Raw genomic sequence first — 17,289 nt, 5'->3', positions numbered from 1 at the left:
AATTTTGAACTGGCAGTCTTCAAAACAAGCATAATTTTTGCGCAATTCTCCTACCACTGCTGCAGGCAGAACGTTTGAATCCTAATTTCCATAAAATTTTTGTAGAAAACCTGTCCTAAAAATTGGGGTATCTACATTATTCATTGAAAAATCAAACTCATCAAATAGTAACTCAAGCTTTTTTGTTTCCTCTATTATCAAACATTTATCTTTAATAGCCTTTCTAAGATGATTAATCTGCCTAAAAATTTTATTTACTTGAATTGAAGTTTTCTGTAATACATCAAAAAGCTCTGTTTTATTTATTTCTTCCATTATCTTGTAAATTCTGACACTAACTAGCGAAGGAATCTCAACTAACAATTTTCTAGTTCATCTATTTTTCTTTTCCACATATCTTTATCAAAAACAATTTTATACTTGGACACCAACTCATCATATAATTTCTTCTCAGATTCAATTACTCTTTTGCAAAAATTCAATTCCTCTTCTTTTGATAGTTTTATTGGCTCTGCAGGATAGTCATCATTATATGTCGATTGATAAATAAAATCCAATGCTCGTATCTCATTTTTTAAATCTTGACTTATTGGCAAAACATCAACGTTAACATTTTTTACCCTTGACATATCGTTGGGAGTTTCATAAAGCCAAATAGGAGAACAGAAATATTCAAACAGATACATTATTTTTTTCATAACTTTTTAAAATTATTTAGTTGCAGATTTCATATTTGCACCTACAACATACCCATTACTTCCTGTTGTAATGGCGATTCGTTGTTTATTTCCTTGATAAATCAATTCGTATATAGGTCGACCGTTCCCAGAACCTTGATAACCTACAATCTTATTTTTCTTAAGCGCTTGCAAAATGAAATCCGAGATATCGGTTTCGCTAATTCCCGCATCAATAAATTCTTGTTTGTGTCTTAAAATATGTTCAAATCCAGAGGAAGTATTGCCTTTTTCAAGAAAAATAATTTTGTCCTTATTATTTTTAAATATCCACATTAAATCAGCTTCTGTAAATTTTACCCCTGAAGCTCTGAGTTCTGCAATCAAAGCTTCGTCCAGTAAATTACCTACATCATCAGCACCTCCCAACCGCAACACCTCATCCTGTAGCTTGGTGGATCTTTTAAGCGTTTGGTACAGCAAATCCGCACCTGTGGCAGAGATCAAGCCCAACTCTATCCAAGTGCCTGCCCTTTGCCAATCTAGAGCTGGCGAACAAAATAGTTACAACTTAAGCTGTTATCAGAATCTTACCGTACGATTGAAGAATTCCATACCAACACACTTCACATTTCTTTCTGACTTTTGATAAATTACTCTCAATTTCCCCAAAATACTCAGGATTATCATAAACACTTTCAAAAAAGTTAAATTGCCCTCTACTTAACTGTCTCCCTTTATTTAATTTTGGCGTATCAAAAAAAACATTGATTTTATTTCTAAAATTTTCTAATAATTTCCCTTCTGAATTATTCATTGAAAAATCAAACTCATCAAATAGTAACTCAAGCTTTTTTGTTTCCTCTATTATCAAACATTTATCTTTAATAGCCTTTCTAAGATGATTAATCTGCATAAAAATTTTATTTACTTGAATTGAAGTTTTCTGTAATACCTCAAAAAGCTCTGTTTTATTTATTTCTTCCATTATCTTGTAAATTCAACTATAACCAAATCATTATTTATCTCTGTTACATTAGCATTGACAAAACCATTTTCTAAGGCTCTTTTTCCTGTCCAAGTTTCAAAAGCAGCTTCACTTTTTGTCATAGTTTTCCTAGCTTCCCAATATTTTATTAAGTTATCGGAGCTTCCGTTTGAATAATTAGGATTTTTACCTTCCCACCTGCCTTTAAATCCTTGATAATTTGTTCCAACACCATCATAATGTTTAAAAACATCATCAAAAATAACTTTACCTACTCCTTTTCCTTGCACTTGGTCGAGCAACAAATCTATTTCAATAAAACCATTTTCAATTTCTGCAGATAATCCTGTAATGTTAACAATATTACCATCAGGTTTAGTCCATTTAAATGTATATTCAATTTTTCCTGAACTTGTAGTTTGTCTATATAATCTACCAAACAAACTCCCATCCACATTCATAAACTCAGCTATTTTTCCTGTGAGTGATGGTGTATAATTATCAACAATTTTAACCAAAGGAATATCATCCACGGCATTAGTCAATCCCAACCGCAAAACCTCATCCTGCAGCTTGGAAGATTTTTTTAGCGTTTGGTACAGCAAATCCGCACCTGTGGCAGAGATCAAGCCCAACTGCACCCAACCGCTTACTTTTTGCCAATCATGGCAAAGGGCAATATCAAGATGCTTTTATTTTATATTTTATTTCATTTATTGATTCTTTCAGATGTTCAATTTCCTCAGCATCTAAAAACTCATCTAGTTTAACTGGTTTTAATTTTTCCATATGTGAATAAAACAAATCAACCAAATTAGGTTTGACTACCTTATTTAAAGAAAAATTGACTTCCATGTATTGGATTAAGCATATAAAGTTGTTCAGTATATTTTCTTCTTCTGGAAGAAACCAAAAATCCTCGAATACTTGATGAATTGCACTCTCTATTGGAATTCCTTGTGCAATTGAATTAAAAAAAGCTCTATAAAACGCTGTTATTAGTTGAAAATATTTCCAATTCCCCATTCTTAAAAATCATTTAATATCAACTAACTTGTTAACTACCAGTCTATTTCTCCTTTATCCCTTAATTCTCTGATTTTTGAGCCGACCATTGAACCAAGTAAAAATATCTTGTCTATGGAAATAGTAGAGACATCTATGTAGCTAAACATCACACCATCAATATCGATAGATTCTTTATAAACTATATTCTCTTTATAAACTTTATTAAAGAGATGTACTAAATCTTGAATCAACTGGTAATCTCCAGTTGCTATATGCAATATACCTTCGGTTCTATCTAACTCCATCAATTAAAATTAATTTTAAATTTGGGAACATCTCACTAAACTGTTGAAGAACTCCTTGACAGGAGGTACAATAAGTTCGTTCAGATATTACTTTAATTTCTCCAGTAATATTAGGATACGTGTTGCCTTTAACCCCTCCTAAGTCGTCGGCCAATTTATTGAGCATTTTGTATTCCGAATCTGTATTTCTGATCCAACCTCCAACTTCTGTAGCATCAAAAATTTGTGGTTCTGTAATCGGGTCGGCTGTACCACTACTCCAAAGTTTATTATCTATAGAGTTTCCATTTATATTTCCTTCCACATAACCAAAATTTCCACTAGATGGTTTGTTTATTGACATCCTATGATTAGCTATTCTTGTTGTCGCATCAGCTATTTCATTTGCGTTACCTCTTCTTACTACACCCACAAAGCCCTCTAAAAACTCATCCCCCTTATTAGTCAATCCCAACCGCAGCACCTCATTCTGTAGCTTGGAAGATTTTTTAAGCGTCTGGTACAGTAAATCCGCACCTGTGGCGGATATCAATCCCAATTGCACCCAACCGCTTACCTTTTGCCAATCCTGGCACAACTCATTGTCTTCCCCATTACAAGCCACATCCGCTGCCGTGGCCATAATGTCCGCAGAGGCCAGGGCTATCCTAAAGGCCTTGGCCAAATTGGAGGTTGCCGTAAAGGCCAGTTTAAGCTCGGCAACGCCAAAGGCCAAGGAGGCCACGTCCACCGCCACCATCATCTGCCTAAAAGTGCGTTCCTCTTCCTTTTTCACCACTCCCTTGAGCAGTAGCAGATAGGGAATCTCCAAGGCTTCGCCCTCTACCGTGAAAATACTGAATATATCCGTGTAGGGCACCACCACCTCCGAATTATGATAACTGGTATTGTACCCCGCCGCATTGGTGTCCAACGTCAACTGAAAGGCACCCACCGAGTCCCTTGCTATATGGTATCGGGTAAAGATGTTGCCTGTGGAAATCTCCTGTATGGCCACTGTACCACCATAGGGCAATTTCACAACTGACCTGTACCGCTCCACCATGGTGCACAGGGCAAAGGTCAACAGGTCCGACTCCGCACCGTCCACACTTTTAAAAAGCCTAACAAGGTCCAATTGTCTGTAAAGGCCAGCTTGCTCCAAAATGTGGGCATCTTCATATTCTTCCAACAAACGGATTACCAGTTGTTCTTGCAGTCCATCGGTGGTGGTTTCATCCACGAGACTATTGATCAGTGGCAGTCTTTGCGAAGTGGTGAAGGCCTCAATTTCACACTTTGGGAGCATGGTCAACAATAAATGGGCATCATCATATTTTTTGCTGGCCATTTTAGTGTGCAGTTCCCTTGTGAGGTTGGTGTAATACAACGCATTGCCTGCTGGTGGGGAAGCCAAGAATGTATTCACGAAGGTGCTGCGGTCATCCGCACTCTTAAAACACAGTTGAAGTGAGTTGCTGCCCTTCATTATGCGGTCCGTTGTATTGAAGGTCAAGGAAAACCCTTCATATTCCAGTTCCCGGCCCTCAAAGACTTTTGTGGTTTCTTGGGCATATTCCGTGGCAACCAACTTTTTGCCATGGTTCTCCTTTTTCTTTTTGAACTTGACCACCAGATCTTTAAGGCCCAATTCGTCCAAGTTTCCCCCTGCTGGTGCGAGCGTCCGGCTCGTATCTTTAATCTCTATGTTATGTCAAAGAACTTTTATATAATTATTAACACAATCTCTTACTCATTTTCGGCACCAGCCCAGAGGCTCGCGCTAGCGGGGGAGGCTCTTATTTTTAAAAATTTTAGAAGCTTCCTTCATTCCTGTATTTCTCTTCTAAAGCTGCTAATTTGTAACCCAACCCAAAGACATCAGAAGGTTGATATTTTGTTACTTTCAGAGTACAAAAAGGCACTTCATCATAAATAGTTTCTGTAATCTCAAAATCAGTTCCTCTAAATTTATTGTGATTTTCAACGGCTGCTTTTAATATATCAGGAAAAGTAACCATTATTTTAAACTCCAACTCTTTATTTGACTCCATCTATTAACGTTATTTCTACATTAGGGAACATATCGCTAAACTGCTGTATTACACCTTGACAAGAAGCACAATAAGGATTCTCTGATACTATTTTTACGAACCTGTAAAACCTCTTTTTACCAGTCGATTTCTCCTTTTTGCCTAAAATGTTGTGAAGTAGAGCCAAATTGATAACCAAGAGCAAAAATATCTGACATTTTATATTTTGTCACTTTAATTCTTGCAAATACAACTTCATCATAAATAAATTTTACAATTTCAAAATCTGTCTTATATGTCTTATTGTAGTTCTCAATACTTTTTTTGATAAGTACATCATCTCCTGTAATAATTTCAAATTCCAAAGGCTTATCTAATTCCATCGATTAATATTATTTCAATATTTGGGAACATCTCACTAAACTGTTGAATAATGCCCTGACATGAGGCGCAATATGGGTTCTCTGACACTATTTTTAAAGTGCCTGTCACATCTGAATAAGTCTTTCCTTTTACGCCTCCTAAATCATCAGCTAGCTTGTTCAGCATTTTATATTCTGAATCAGTATTTCTAAGCCATGTTGTGCCATTACTTCCCGTAACATGAATAGCATCAAAAATTTGAGGCTCAATATCAGTATTAGCAGGACCACTCTTCCATACTTTATTATCAACCCCATTTCCTTTTACAGTGCCTTCCAAGTAGCCATAATTTCCTCCTCCGGTTTTTCCAGTTCTGTAATCCCTAATTTTATTTAGGGCATCTTTTATTTCGTCAACCGAGGCAAGTTTTGTTTCGTTTAGCGAACCTATCAGGTTTGTATTATCCGCACAGCTCCTCAACGCATTTACAAAAGATTGCTTCCTGCTTTCTTTCAATCCATCAAAAGCACTTTGTATAGCATCATCAGAGATATTGGGATTCGCTTTTCTAAAAGCATCTACAGCAGTGATATTATCAATATTTCGCAAAGAAGCTTTACCATTCGATAAGACCTTCCAACTCTCCACCAACTCAGGATTCGCCGCAATTGCCTCGGCAAATTCCTTGTCCGTAAGGTCATCACTCAGCTTTTTAAGCTGTGCGGCATCCAAGTCCAATCGCTTAAGAACGTCCACCAACCGCTCGGTAGCCTCCTTGGAGAACTTTACCAAAACGGTGGTGCCATTGGCTAATTTAACAATTTTCCCCGCATTCTTAACCGTGGTGGCATATACCAAGGGTATGGTGGAGGCAAAAGAAATGGCTGCACTGGCACCGTCGCCCTCAATGGTGTACCATACTCCATTGGCTATATCAAAGACCTCCCCGGCCACGGGCACCATGCCCGCGGCATCCAACACCAAATGCCCTGCCGCAGAGCTAAATACCTGCCCAAAAAGGTAATCGAGGGCCGCTGCGGTGTCCACATCGTACCCCGGCACGGCAATGGGCTCCCATCTTCCGTTGCCCCTATTGTACTGGTAGCGGTGTAGAATTAATTAAACCAAAAAACAAAATATTACGGCATAAAAAAGATCGACAGATGTGAGGCTTACTATTAAAAATTGAGCTTTTTAGGCTTATAATTGATAGAATATCGATTTCCCATCATAAACATAAATTCAGGCTTTATCTTATCTTCACTAACCTCTATAGTAGCTAACCCAACTTCATGTTCTTCGTAATTGACTAATTCATAATCAGCATTTGATTGTAAATTCACATAGTCTATTGCTTTTTCTAAAGCTTCTCTACTATCAACTGGAACTGTAAATTTGATTTTTTTGCTCTCCATCATTTAATCCCATCAATTAAAACAACCTTAATATTCGGGAACATTTCATTGAAATTTTGAATAATACCTGAACATGAAGTACAGTAAGGTATTTCAGAAATAATTTTTATCTCTCCCGCATGAGAACTAAATACATCTCCCACCTTTGCATTAGGCTCTAACTTTCGAGCCATATCATTTAACATTTTATATTCAGAATCAATATCTCTCAACCATGATGCTCCACTGCTACCAGTTGCATTTTGTGCTGACCATACTGGTGCCTCTGTCAATGGGGTATCGTTTGCACCGCTTACCCACTTAGGGTTGGAAGACAATTGACTAGCTGGTGTTCCATTAATCGTGCCATCTAGTGCTCCAACATTTGTTGAACTACTTACCGATGGGTTATTTTTTCTAAAGTCTCGCAAACTATTCAGTGCGTCTTTTACTTCATCTGGATTAGCTAATCTTTTATTAGTCAAAGACAGCACATTGTTATCTGCAACATTTTTTAATCCATTAAGATACGCTTGTCTTCTGGATGATTTCAGACTAGTGAGTGCATTTTTAATTGCTTCATCTGAAACATTGGGATTCGCTTTTTTGAATGCGTCCAGTGCATCTAAATTATCAACATTCTTTCTTAACGTATTACTAACGCCAGCTTCATCTAAGAACTTCCAAATATCGACCAACTCAGGATTCTCCGCAATTGCCTCGGCAAATTCCTTGTTCGTAAGGTCATCGCTCAGCTTTTGGAGCTGTGCGGCATCCAAGTCCAATCGCTTAAGAACGTCCACCAACCGCTCGGTAGCCTCCTTGGAGAACTTTACCAAAACGGTGGTGCCATTGGCTAATTTAACAATTTTCCCCGCATTCTTAACCGTGGTGGCATATACCAAGGGTATGGTGGAGGCAAAAGAAATGGCTGCACTGGCACCGTCGCCCTCAATGGTGTACCATACTCCATTGGCTACATCAAAGACCTCCCCGGCCACGGGAACCATGCCCGCGGCATCCAACACCAAATGTCCTGCCGCCGAGCTAAATACCTGCCCGAACAAATAGTCAAGTGCCGCTGCGGTGTCCACATTGTATTCAGGCACTTCTATGGGATCCCATTTTCCGTTGCCCCTATTGTACTGGTAATGTATCATCCAACCGTTTTCTTGGTCGGCAATGGAGTACACATGCGCCACGCTGCCGTCCATGGCCACCACTTTGCGTAAAAAGCCGCCATAGCCAAAGGGGTTGTAGGCTCCCATAACGTATTCGGCAAACCCATCGTAGTCCAACGGGGGCAAGCAAGTAGTGTAACCCTGCTTTTCAATGGGGAGCAGGTCCCATTGTACATCGCCCCAATCCGTAACCAAGGTTCCTTCTCCCGTTGTGTTCAGGTTGGTCGGTTGGAAGTGACCTTCCAACAACAGATGACTACAACCCAATCCTTGGTCTATTGTCCTAACAAAAATGTTGTTAGGGTCGGGCAGTGCCCCAAAATCGTAGGGTGCTGAGTCCGTATTGATTTTATAGCCCGTAAACTCATTTCCCTTTTTATGGGCTTTGTACTCCCCTGCTTTGGGGCCATCCTCAATGGTAAAGCTCTGTAAGGCGCCATAGGCGGTAATCCCGTTTTTTACCTTATAATATTCTACAGGGACCTCTCCAGACAATGCCACGGGCACTCCTGCCGGCGACAGATAGACCACGATGTTTGTTTCGGTGGTTCCTTCGAGTGCAAGGGCATCTTCGGGGTCAAATGCAATTTCATCGGCGTTGGATGAGGCGTTTCGGTAACTCTCCGCCTCTTGTATACTTGCCTCAAGGTCGTTGTAGGCCTGTTGTTGGTTCGCCGTGTTGTAGCCTTCGGGGTTGGGCCCTCCCTGGGTGGCTTCGTCTATCAAGTCTTGGCTGGCGGCATTATAGGCATTGTGGTTGGCGGCGAGTTGGTTCCTTACATTTTGCGGAATGGTTTCATCGGCCAATAATTCCTTCACATAACTGTCCTGCTGCTCGTTTTCAGTTTGCAGTTGCTCAATTTGTTCCGGGGTTCCCGTAAAGTTTTGCAGCAGCTCCCGTATGGACGAAGCAAGCTCCACGACGGCTCCCCCAAATTCCCCCACCGTCTGCACCACATCGCCCGTGTCCACAATATTGCCCATGGTGGGGTCGAACTCGGTGATCACGGTGCCCTGTGCAAGCTGCCTATCGGTGTTTACCAATATATTGGTAAAGTGCACGGCCAGTTTTATGTTGTTCAAATACGGTAAACGGGTATGGCCCCTGCCGGTGAAGTAGCCGTTGCCACCGCTCACCTCGGTGACCACCACTTGGAAATCCCCCGCCGTAAAGCTCTCGCCCACACCCAAGTCGGGGAGTGGGTCCTGGTTGGCAATGTCCACATCGGGCGACATCCCGCACTGATATAGGTCATCCTCCTCGGTCTGCAAGTGGGTCGTAAATTGCCGTATGGGGCTCCAATCGCTCTCGGCCACGGTGCAGGTCTTTTTCAACTGGTATTCGTATGTGGTGCCCGCCCTTAGGTCCCACAAAGTGGTCCAGTTGGCCGTGGTGCGGTTCAGGAACCACTGGTTGCCATCCCCCTTGGCCCGGTAGCGCACAGTGAACCGCGGCACCTCGGTGCTGGGGTCGTCCCACAGCACATTGGCCTGATGGGCGCCCTTTATCTCATGTCGTATCCCATGGGGCACGTGGCAGCCTTCTATATGCTTGAACGAAAAAATTTGGCTATGCCCTTGGTTCTCGAACATACCGATGTCCTCCGCCCCTTGCTTGGCCTTGGCCCTCACCCGCCATGCGTAGGTCCTGTTCGGAAGCAACATAGGGTCACTTGGCCCGTACACATAGGTGGTGGCACTGGTCGTGGCCGTGAAAAGGGGATTGGAACCCAAAAAGGCGGCCTGTGGGTCCAATGCGTTGTCCCATATCTCCACCAGACTGAGATCGTACTCCACTTGGCCCACATTGATGTGCCGTGGCGTCCACTGGAACACGATGTTCTGTGGGCTGCGCTCCACCAGATCGCTGTCGTTCTGGGGCAGCACCAACAACGGCGGACTGTTCTTGAACACATTTAGGATGGTACAGGCATTGTTGGAGAGGCGTTTGCCCGTGAGCACATCGAAGACCTCAAAACAGACCTGGTAGGCCCCATCCGGGATAGGGGCCCCATACGCATTGGGCGATATGCCTTCCAGATTGGCAAACTCAAAATAAGGGGCGAGCAGGGTGTGGTCCAACACGATGGGCAGTCCCCCTTCCAAAAAGAGCGGTGCGGCCCCGACAACGGTTTCCCGCCCGGTAAAACCTATACCGTTCCCATTGAAGGACACCTGTAGGCGTACCTGCCTGTTGGAAATCTGCAGGTCGTTCAGTACGATCTGCACGCGCAAAGGGCCGTTCAGGGTGTTGGTATTGGCAAAATCCGAAAAATGTACGGGCGTGGGCGGAGTGGACTGGGCCAGTACCTGAACGGGATAGGATTGGGCGGTTGCTGCTACGGTGAGCAGTAGGCAAAAAACGGAAATCATTGCTTTCCGTGCCCTTTTCATGGATAGTGTTCTCATAAGTAGGTCTTGTTTGGATGGAACTGTCCTTGTGCGGATGAATATAGGATGTTAAAAGACAAACAAAGCATCCAATTGACGGATGCTCCATTTGAGTTGAGGAAAACCCTTTCCGATCTGACGGATGGAGGATTCCCACAAAATGAGACATCAACACAAAATTCCTTTCCAAAACCTTCCGCCCCAAGCGTGTGCCTGAATCTGTACAGGAACTGTTCAAATAACCAATTTTGACCTGGCAGTCTTCGAAGCAAGCATAATTTTTGTGCACTTCATCGAATTCTGGAGTGTTCCCTGCCAAAAATCCTTCCTATTATTTTGATTCTATGGTTCGTCGTCGTAACATAGTATGAAATCAACACTTCAACCAAATGAACTTAGTAAAAACCACACCAAACTTCACCACTGTTTATACATGCTCATCCAGCGTGTTGCCCCATCAACGAACTTGCTTTGACACGCATTCAAAAATTAGGTCGGGTCAAGCATAGATTTGTTGCAGGTCGTTAGCTTTTAACGAAATTTTAAGGTTTTTTGTAAGAAAACAACCCGTTTTAAGGAGAAACCCATAGTTTTTTTAAGGGAAAACTGTAATGAGTTTTTTGAACTCGTTAGTAACTTGCACTCAGCATTTTGCGCATGGAATATACCTATAACATCATCGACCACAATGCAGCGACCAAGCTTCAGTTGCAACTCTATTTGGAGGAGTACGAAGATTTGACCTGCACCGGTGTGGCCGCATCCGCAGCAGAAGGTTTGGACTCCATTTTGAAGTTCACCCCGGATCTGGTGCTGATCAATCTTGGGGAAGATGGCATGGAATATTTTCAAATGGTCACCGAACTGAACCAGTACATGCAGTCCCTCCCCCTTATCATAGGATATTCCACTTCTAAAAAATATGCCTACAACGCCATCAAGAGTGGTTTTTTTGATTACTGGATCCTTCCCCACAACGAATTCGATGTAAGGAAGACCATCCTGCGCCTCCGCAAAAGGCATCCCAAACAGGACATGCCGTCCACCATCTGCCTCAAATCCTACAACGATTATAGGTACCTGGACACCAAGGATATCCTTTATCTGAAATCCGACAACAACACCACGGATTTTTTCATGAGGGACGGCAGCACCATCAGTGCCTTTAAAACATTGAAATCTTTCGAGGACAAGCTCCCAAAATCATTCATCCGCATCCATCAGAGCTACATCCTGAACAGCAGGTATGTGTCCCGCATCAATTACGGCAAGTCCATCTGCACCCTGAAGCACGGGAATGAGGAAGAGCTCCCCTTTTCCAAGACCTACAAGGACAAAATAGACAATTTGAAGGAAATGCTGTCCAAAACCTCTGCAAAGGCCCTCAACTGACAAAATTCTAACAGTTTACTGCAAAATTCTTGCAGAATCCCTACAGATTCTAAATTCCCTTTTTCCTCATACCTCCCGCGATGGGTGTTGGATAATTTTGGCATGGACAAACCAATTTAATTAACACCCTAAAACCTAATATTATGAGAAAACTACTAAGTATTTTGGCCCTTGCACTATTGACCGTTGGATTCTACTCTTGCGAAGCGGAAACCGACATCCAGGATACCGAAGCTCTTTTTGAGCAAATGGACCAAAGTGCCACGGATGGCCAGCACTCAAATGATGATGACCGTGGTGATGAAGAGGGCTTGAACTAATTATCACATCTCTGGATGAACAACCTCATACGATTATCACTTTTAGTATTTTTTTTGGGCGGGACACTGTTCTGCTATAAAGATGAACCACGTAAAGTCATAAAGGGAGATACAAATAGAGCTACTGCACTCGAAGAAAAAGTCAACGGGCGGACATTCTGGGACATACGTCAAAATAGAATATTCCGTTTGAAGCAGAGTGCCAATGACGATCGCACCTTATGATTGAAATATAATTATTAAACAAAGCCCCATCCCCTGAAAAGGTCTGGGGCTTTTTTAGTACCTTGTATCAACAATAAACCATCCAATACACCATTGAAGAACTGGGCATTTATAGCTATCGTGTTGGTTTTCTGGGGATGTGCCAAGTCACCTTCGGACAATGCCACCATTGCTCCCGACCCCAAAACAGATGCCGTCAAGCATTGGCTCCAAATGGCCAAGGACAGTGCCCAATTGCCCATTGAAACACGGAAACAGTTCCTGGAAAATGCCAAGAACGAAGCCTTTGCATTGACCAATGACACCCTCATATTGCAGCAATTGTCAAACATTTCACTCGCCTACAAAAACTTGAAGGATTCCCTAGGCTTTAGGGAGACCAACAAGCAGGTGATGATGATGTCCCAAGAAACAAACATGTACACCCCTCTGGGCAATTCGCATTGGGATTTGGCGTCCTTCTTCAAATCCTATGGAGCCTTGGACAGTGCTTTTTACCATTATAGAAAGGCCTTGAACAGCTTTGAAAAACTCCCTAAGAGCAGCTCGTCCGATATGCTAAAAGGCAGGATGTTGTACAGCATGGGCCAGATCCAAGATTCCTACAAGGATTATTTGGGAGCAGAAATCAGCATTACCTCAGCCCTTCGGATTTTTGATGGCTTAGATGACACCATGAGGATTTACAACTGCTATAATCTGTTGGGTATTATTTCCAGTGGCATGGGGAACAGTGAAAAATCTTTAGAGTATTTTGAGAAAGCTAGTACGTATTTAGAAAAACTAAAATCTCCAAATAGAATAGAAGCTGTATGGCAAAACCAAAATAACATAGCCGGTGAGCTTTTACGAAAAGAAGATTATATTTCGGCCAAAACCTCTTTTGAAGGATTACTGAATAATGAGAATCTTATAAATGGAAACATAGAAATTTATTCATTGGCCCTTACAAGTCTTGCATACAGTATTTTTAAGACAGGTGGCAATTTTGATGAAGTGGAACAATTGCTTAAAAAAGCAATGAAGGTAAATGATAGTACTAACCAACTGTACCATCAAGCCCGCACCAAACAATACTATGCCGAACTCTTGGCCGCCAAGGGCGACACCACCAATGCCCTGCAATATGCCAAGGAATCCAGGGCGGTGGCCAGGGAGACACACAACAACGATCGGCTATTGGAAGTCTTGCAACTGCTCACCCAATTGGACAAGGCCAATGCAGCCGCCTACGCCAATACCTATTACGAACTCAATGAGGTCATCAAGGAAGAGGAGCGTACCAAACGTGACAAATTTGCCCGCATCCGTCTGGAGACCGATGAGATCCTGGAGGAGAATGTGATCCTGTCCCGAGAGCGGCAACTGTGGGCAGGGGTCGTGCTGGGGCTCGTTGTGTTGGGATTGACCACCACGGTGATCGTGCTGCAGTTCATCAACAACAACAGGCTCAAGTACAAGCAAAGACAACAGGAAAGCAACCAGGAAATCTACAACCTGTTGCTCTCCCAGCAGGGCAAGTTTGAAGAGGGCAGGCAATTGGAACAAAAACGCATCTCGGAAGAGCTGCATGACGGTATTTTGGGCGAGATGCTCGGCATAAGGCTCATATTGAGCGGCTTGAACGAAAGGGCGGATAGCGGTTCGGTGGAGCAACGCGCCGACTACATAGAAAAGTTGCGGGAAGTGGAGGAAGATATCAGGACCATTTCGCACGAGCTCAACCATGCCTCTTATGAAAAATTTCATAATTTTATCGTGTCGTTGGAAGAATTGGTCAAGGGAGTCCAAAGATCCTCCGGTATATCCTGTTCTTTCACCTACGATAAAAAAGTACACTGGGACAATCTGCTGGGGGACATCAAGATCAATGCCTATCCGGATAGTCCAGGAAACCCTTAAAAACTGTGTGAAGCACGCCAAATGCAAGAACATAGCCATTTCCTTTGGAATGGCCGGGGACAAATTGAAACTGACCATAAAAGACGACGGTATCGGTTTTGATACGACCAAGGGAAAACGGGGAATCGGCCTAAGAAACATTATGTCAAGAGTGAAAAAGACAAACGGTACCTTTGATATTGACAGCAAGGAAGGAAAGGGAACCACCATTTCAGTGACCATGCCCGCCAAGTATATCAAAACGGAAGGAGCCAAGGAAACCCCAGCCCCAAAACAACCCATGAACGCCTAAATCCTACTAGAAGCAAATCGATATGAAAACATTGAGAATATTGGCAATAGACGACCACGAAATGACCATGCTCGGGTATAAGTTCATTCTGGAGAACATTGAGTTTGAAGGGTACGAGATCATCGTGGATACTGCTAATACCTACGAAGCGGGAAAAAAGCTCATCGAGGACTCTGTGAATTCCTTTAAATATGACATCCTGCTTTTGGACGTGCAGTTGTTCGCCCCTAACGAAAATCAGCCCCACTCGGGAGAAGATTTGGGCGTCCTGGCCCGAAAACTGGTCCCCCAGACCAAGATTGCCTTCATGTCCTCCTTCAGTGACAATTTCAGGATCAACAGCATTTTGAAATCCGTGGACCCTGACGGTTATCTGGTCAAAACGGACATTGACCCCAAAACCTTGGAAGATGCCGTGAAGACCATCGTCCTGAATCCGCCCTATTATTCCTCAAAGGCACTGTCCGCCATCCGCAAGAAAATGGCCAACGACATCGAGCTGGATGAAAAGGACAAGCAGATATTGTACCACCTATCCATGGGCACCAAGAACAAGGACTTGGAAAAGCACATCAGGCTCTCCCCCTCCTCCATCGAGAACAGAAAACGGCATTTGAAGACCCTTTTCGGTACCGAGAACGAAAACGATATGGCCCTAATTATTGCCGCCAAAAACAGAGGGTTCATTTAAACGCCACCATCCCGAAAGATTCCATTCATCGAAAACCGTAATTGGTTTTCCTTCTTCATGAGGTAAAAAGCCTACAAACTGGGGAAAACACCCAGAATTTTTAAGGATTTTCTTCAATCCCAGAAAAAAGATTCATCCTAACTTTAAGGTGGAAAGAAAATTATACCCATAGAATATGTCACTCCCAAGGAAAAACAACACCGATCATCAGCAAAGTGGCGCAAAGGTATTTGAGGCCGCAAATGGGCTGGACGAGTTTTTAAAAACCATTGAAAAAGACTTTTTTGCCGAAGTCAAAATACATTTCAATTACCATAAGGAGACCAAAAAAACTGACATGGTATTGGACCTGAACTTTAATTTTGGCATTACGGAGAGCCTTCATTTCTTCACCACTGGAACTTGGGGCGGTATGACTTTCCCCAAAAAGGGCCACAAGGTCTCCTCCTCCTTCGAACATGCCTTCAGGGAACTCAATGCCAAAAACAATTTTTCCTTGGACATCGCCGAAACTTCATTGCATTTCAAGGATACCTCGATCATCATTTCGAGGGTCTATACGCACAGCGTGCCCCAGCAGATCGGGAATATATTGCTCAAGGCGAGCGAACACTTTGTGTACTACACCAAGGGGTTGACCGAAATGCCCTATGAAATCTTTGTTCCTGTATATGAGTACGGCGCACCGGATGCCTTTGAACCAAAAAAAGGGAAAAGCAGCTATTTTGACTATTGGGGCCTCTATTTTGAGGACGAATCCCACCAAGTCATGATCTATTCCCTCGATAAAAGGAAATTTTACGAAGTGGACCTCTTCCTATTTGAATAATACGAACTTAAGCAAGCATAGATACTAAGCACTGAACAAGGGTCGCGATTTCATCAAATCGTTGACCTTTTGTTTTATTTGGGCCAATTTTTCCTCATTCGTTGGATCCATGATCACCTCGTTGATAAACCCGACAATGGTCTCCATATCGGCCTCCTTCAACCCTCTAGTGGTGATGGCGGGAGTACCAAATCGGATGCCCGAAGTAATGAACGGGGATTGTGTGTCAAACGGCACCATGTTCTTGTTGGCCGTGATGGCCGCATGTTCCAACGCCTTTTCAGCATCTTTCCCGGTGATGTTCTTGTTTCTTAGGTCGATGAGCATCATGTGGTTGTCCGTACCTCCTGAAATCACTTTGTAATCCAAGGCCATGAATGCTTTTGCCATGGCAGCCGCATTTTTCTTCACTTGGATCATATAGTGCAGGAACTCATCGGAAAGTGCCTCACCAAAGGCCACCGCCTTGGCCGCGATGATGTGTTCCAATGGTCCACCTTGGTTTCCGGGGAACACGGCAAGATCCAAAAGGGCCGACATTTTTCGAAGGGTACCGTTCTTCAATGTGATGCCAAACGGATTATCAAAATCCTCGCCCATCAAAATCAGCCCTCCTCGAGGACCCCTCAAGGTTTTATGGGTGGTAGTGGTCACAATATGGCAGTGTGGGATGGGATCGTTCAAGATGCCCTTGGCGATCAATCCTGCGGGGTGGGATATATCGGCGACCAAAATAGCGCCTACGCTGTCCGCGATCTCACGGAAACGTTTAAAGTCCATATCTCGGGAATACGCAGAAGCACCGGCAATGATCAATTTGGGTTTTTCCTTGTCCGCAATCTCTTGGATCTTATCATAGTTGAGCGTACCGGTTTCCTCATCAACCCCATAGAAAACGGGATTGTACAGTTTTCCGGAGAAATTTACGGGCGACCCGTGGGTCAAGTGACCGCCATGGGACAGGTCAAAGCCCAAAATGGTATCCCCAGGCTGCAGACAGGCATGATATACAGATGCATTGGCCTGGGAGCCGGAATGTGGCTGAACATTCGCATAAGCGGCCCCAAACAGCTCCTTGGCGCGATCGATGGCTAGTTGTTCCACTTGGTCCACCACTTCGCAACCACCATAATAGCGCTTTCCAGGATAGCCCTCGGCATATTTGTTGGTCAGTACGGAGCCAGCGGCCTCCATGACCTGCGGGCTGGTAAAGTTCTCGGAAGCTATCAGCTCTATGCCTTCAATCTGTCTGTCCTTCTCTTGTGCTATCAGTTCAAAAATCTTATGGTCTCGTTGCATCTGCAAATTATTTTGATAAG

At 43.2% G+C, this 17,289-nt stretch carries 21 protein-coding genes; 6 read left to right on the top strand and 15 right to left on the bottom strand.

All coding sequences use genetic code 11. The annotated features are described in order from the left end of the window. Positions 1–81: 81 nt before the first annotated feature. From SD450_RS15845 to SD450_RS15780, 14 genes are all read right to left on the bottom strand, one after another. Entirely contained in the window at positions 82–315 is a 234-nt protein-coding gene (locus SD450_RS15845; protein ID WP_318345431.1) for a hypothetical protein, read from the bottom strand. 41 nt (positions 316–356) lie between these two features. Further along, positions 357–698, bottom strand: a complete 342-nt coding sequence (locus SD450_RS15840) for a hypothetical protein (RefSeq protein ID WP_318345430.1) — start codon at positions 696–698, stop codon at positions 357–359. Positions 699–710: 12 nt separating this feature from the next. After that, the gene (locus SD450_RS15835; protein WP_318345429.1) at positions 711–1,184 is read right to left on the bottom strand and encodes a hypothetical protein; all 474 of its coding nucleotides are present in this window, start codon (positions 1,182–1,184) and stop codon (positions 711–713) included. Between the two features lie 64 nt (positions 1,185–1,248). Continuing rightward, on the bottom strand, positions 1,249–1,665 hold the full coding sequence (locus tag SD450_RS15830; RefSeq protein ID WP_318345428.1) for a hypothetical protein: 417 nt from the start codon (positions 1,663–1,665) through the stop codon (positions 1,249–1,251). Continuing rightward, on the bottom strand, positions 1,665–2,306 hold the full coding sequence (locus SD450_RS15825; RefSeq protein ID WP_318345427.1) for a hypothetical protein: 642 nt from the start codon (positions 2,304–2,306) through the stop codon (positions 1,665–1,667). Before SD450_RS15825 ends, SD450_RS15830 begins: the two co-directional genes overlap by 1 nt. Positions 2,307–2,346: 40 nt before the next feature. Beyond that, positions 2,347–2,691: a hypothetical protein gene (locus SD450_RS15820; RefSeq protein WP_318345426.1), complete on the bottom strand. Its 345-nt coding sequence runs from the start codon at positions 2,689–2,691 to the stop codon at positions 2,347–2,349. A gap of 35 nt (positions 2,692–2,726) precedes the next feature. Further along, the gene (locus SD450_RS15815; protein WP_318345425.1) at positions 2,727–2,978 is read right to left on the bottom strand and encodes a hypothetical protein; all 252 of its coding nucleotides are present in this window, start codon (positions 2,976–2,978) and stop codon (positions 2,727–2,729) included. Beyond that, positions 2,965–4,608: a deaminase domain-containing protein gene (locus SD450_RS15810; RefSeq protein ID WP_318345424.1), complete on the bottom strand. Its 1,644-nt coding sequence runs from the start codon at positions 4,606–4,608 to the stop codon at positions 2,965–2,967. The genes SD450_RS15815 and SD450_RS15810 overlap by 14 nt, the downstream gene beginning before the upstream one ends. Positions 4,609–4,771: 163 nt before the next feature. Next, entirely contained in the window at positions 4,772–5,011 is a 240-nt protein-coding gene (locus SD450_RS15805; protein ID WP_318345423.1) for a hypothetical protein, read from the bottom strand. Next, positions 4,998–5,177, bottom strand: a complete 180-nt coding sequence (locus SD450_RS15800) for a deaminase domain-containing protein (RefSeq protein WP_318345422.1) — start codon at positions 5,175–5,177, stop codon at positions 4,998–5,000. The genes SD450_RS15805 and SD450_RS15800 overlap by 14 nt, the downstream gene beginning before the upstream one ends. Continuing rightward, positions 5,128–5,373 carry a hypothetical protein gene (locus SD450_RS15795; RefSeq protein WP_318308862.1) on the bottom strand — a complete coding sequence of 82 codons (246 nt, stop codon included), beginning with the start codon at positions 5,371–5,373 and terminating at the stop codon, positions 5,128–5,130. Before SD450_RS15795 ends, SD450_RS15800 begins: the two co-directional genes overlap by 50 nt. Further along, positions 5,360–6,400 (bottom strand): deaminase domain-containing protein, encoded by a 1,041-nt coding sequence (locus tag SD450_RS15790; RefSeq protein WP_318345421.1) that lies wholly within the window; start codon positions 6,398–6,400, stop codon positions 5,360–5,362. The genes SD450_RS15795 and SD450_RS15790 overlap by 14 nt, the downstream gene beginning before the upstream one ends. A 131-nt stretch (positions 6,401–6,531) precedes the next feature. Further along, positions 6,532–6,771, bottom strand: a complete 240-nt coding sequence (locus tag SD450_RS15785) for a hypothetical protein (protein ID WP_318345420.1) — start codon at positions 6,769–6,771, stop codon at positions 6,532–6,534. Further along, positions 6,768–10,337 carry a deaminase domain-containing protein gene (locus SD450_RS15780; protein WP_318345419.1) on the bottom strand — a complete coding sequence of 1,190 codons (3,570 nt, stop codon included), beginning with the start codon at positions 10,335–10,337 and terminating at the stop codon, positions 6,768–6,770. Before SD450_RS15780 ends, SD450_RS15785 begins: the two co-directional genes overlap by 4 nt. 639 nt (positions 10,338–10,976) lie before the next feature. On the opposite strand from SD450_RS15780, the gene SD450_RS15775 reads away from it, so the two are divergent. The 6 genes from SD450_RS15775 (at position 10,977) to SD450_RS15750 (ending at position 15,970) form a co-directional block, all read left to right on the top strand. After that, a complete protein-coding gene (locus SD450_RS15775) occupies positions 10,977–11,711 on the top strand; it encodes a LytR/AlgR family response regulator transcription factor (protein WP_318345418.1) in 735 nt (244 codons plus the stop codon). 143 nt (positions 11,712–11,854) lie between these two features. After that, a complete protein-coding gene (locus SD450_RS15770) occupies positions 11,855–12,031 on the top strand; it encodes a hypothetical protein (protein WP_318345417.1) in 177 nt (58 codons plus the stop codon). A gap of 318 nt (positions 12,032–12,349) precedes the next feature. Beyond that, entirely contained in the window at positions 12,350–14,158 is a 1,809-nt protein-coding gene (locus tag SD450_RS15765) for a hypothetical protein (RefSeq protein WP_318345416.1), read from the top strand. A 7-nt stretch (positions 14,159–14,165) separates the two neighbouring features. After that, complete coding sequence (locus tag SD450_RS15760; RefSeq protein WP_318345415.1) at positions 14,166–14,450, top strand: sensor histidine kinase; 285 nt, start codon at positions 14,166–14,168, stop codon at positions 14,448–14,450. Between the two features lie 22 nt (positions 14,451–14,472). After that, positions 14,473–15,141, top strand: a complete 669-nt coding sequence (locus SD450_RS15755) for a response regulator transcription factor (protein WP_318345414.1) — start codon at positions 14,473–14,475, stop codon at positions 15,139–15,141. Between the two features lie 175 nt (positions 15,142–15,316). Further along, entirely contained in the window at positions 15,317–15,970 is a 654-nt protein-coding gene (locus SD450_RS15750) for a hypothetical protein (protein WP_318345413.1), read from the top strand. A 24-nt stretch (positions 15,971–15,994) separates the two neighbouring features. Here SD450_RS15750 and glyA read toward each other — a convergent pair whose 3' ends face one another. Then, positions 15,995–17,269 carry a serine hydroxymethyltransferase gene (gene glyA / locus SD450_RS15745; protein WP_318345412.1) on the bottom strand — a complete coding sequence of 425 codons (1,275 nt, stop codon included), beginning with the start codon at positions 17,267–17,269 and terminating at the stop codon, positions 15,995–15,997. Positions 17,270–17,289: the final 20 nt, after the last annotated feature.

This window comes from Flagellimonas baculiformis (assembly GCF_033441575.1).
Classification (GTDB): Bacteria; Bacteroidota; Bacteroidia; order Flavobacteriales; family Flavobacteriaceae; genus Flagellimonas; species Flagellimonas baculiformis.
This window is presented reverse-complemented; position numbering and strand designations above follow the sequence as displayed.

Excerpts from the sequence above, each read along its gene's own strand:
- SD450_RS15795 (WP_318308862.1), bottom strand. The coding sequence starts at position 5,373 with ATGGAATTAGATAAGCCTTTGGAATTTGAAATTATTACAGGAGATGAT.
- SD450_RS15805 (WP_318345423.1), bottom strand. The coding sequence starts at position 5,011 with ATGGAGTCAAATAAAGAGTTGGAGTTTAAAATAATGGTTACTTTTCCT.
- SD450_RS15830 (WP_318345428.1), bottom strand. The coding sequence starts at position 1,665 with ATGGAAGAAATAAATAAAACAGAGCTTTTTGAGGTATTACAGAAAACT.
- SD450_RS15815 (WP_318345425.1), bottom strand. The coding sequence starts at position 2,978 with ATGGAGTTAGATAGAACCGAAGGTATATTGCATATAGCAACTGGAGAT.
- SD450_RS15785 (WP_318345420.1), bottom strand. The coding sequence starts at position 6,771 with ATGATGGAGAGCAAAAAAATCAAATTTACAGTTCCAGTTGATAGTAGA.
- glyA (WP_318345412.1), bottom strand. The coding sequence starts at position 17,269 with ATGCAACGAGACCATAAGATTTTTGAACTGATAGCACAAGAGAAGGAC.
- SD450_RS15840 (WP_318345430.1), bottom strand. The coding sequence starts at position 698 with ATGAAAAAAATAATGTATCTGTTTGAATATTTCTGTTCTCCTATTTGG.
- SD450_RS15750 (WP_318345413.1), top strand. The coding sequence starts at position 15,317 with ATGTCACTCCCAAGGAAAAACAACACCGATCATCAGCAAAGTGGCGCA.
- SD450_RS15780 (WP_318345419.1), bottom strand. The coding sequence starts at position 10,337 with ATGAGAACACTATCCATGAAAAGGGCACGGAAAGCAATGATTTCCGTT.
- SD450_RS15770 (WP_318345417.1), top strand. The coding sequence starts at position 11,855 with ATGAGAAAACTACTAAGTATTTTGGCCCTTGCACTATTGACCGTTGGA.
- SD450_RS15775 (WP_318345418.1), top strand. The coding sequence starts at position 10,977 with ATGGAATATACCTATAACATCATCGACCACAATGCAGCGACCAAGCTT.
- SD450_RS15755 (WP_318345414.1), top strand. The coding sequence starts at position 14,473 with ATGAAAACATTGAGAATATTGGCAATAGACGACCACGAAATGACCATG.
- SD450_RS15820 (WP_318345426.1), bottom strand. The coding sequence starts at position 2,691 with ATGGGGAATTGGAAATATTTTCAACTAATAACAGCGTTTTATAGAGCT.
- SD450_RS15845 (WP_318345431.1), bottom strand. The coding sequence starts at position 315 with ATGGAAGAAATAAATAAAACAGAGCTTTTTGATGTATTACAGAAAACT.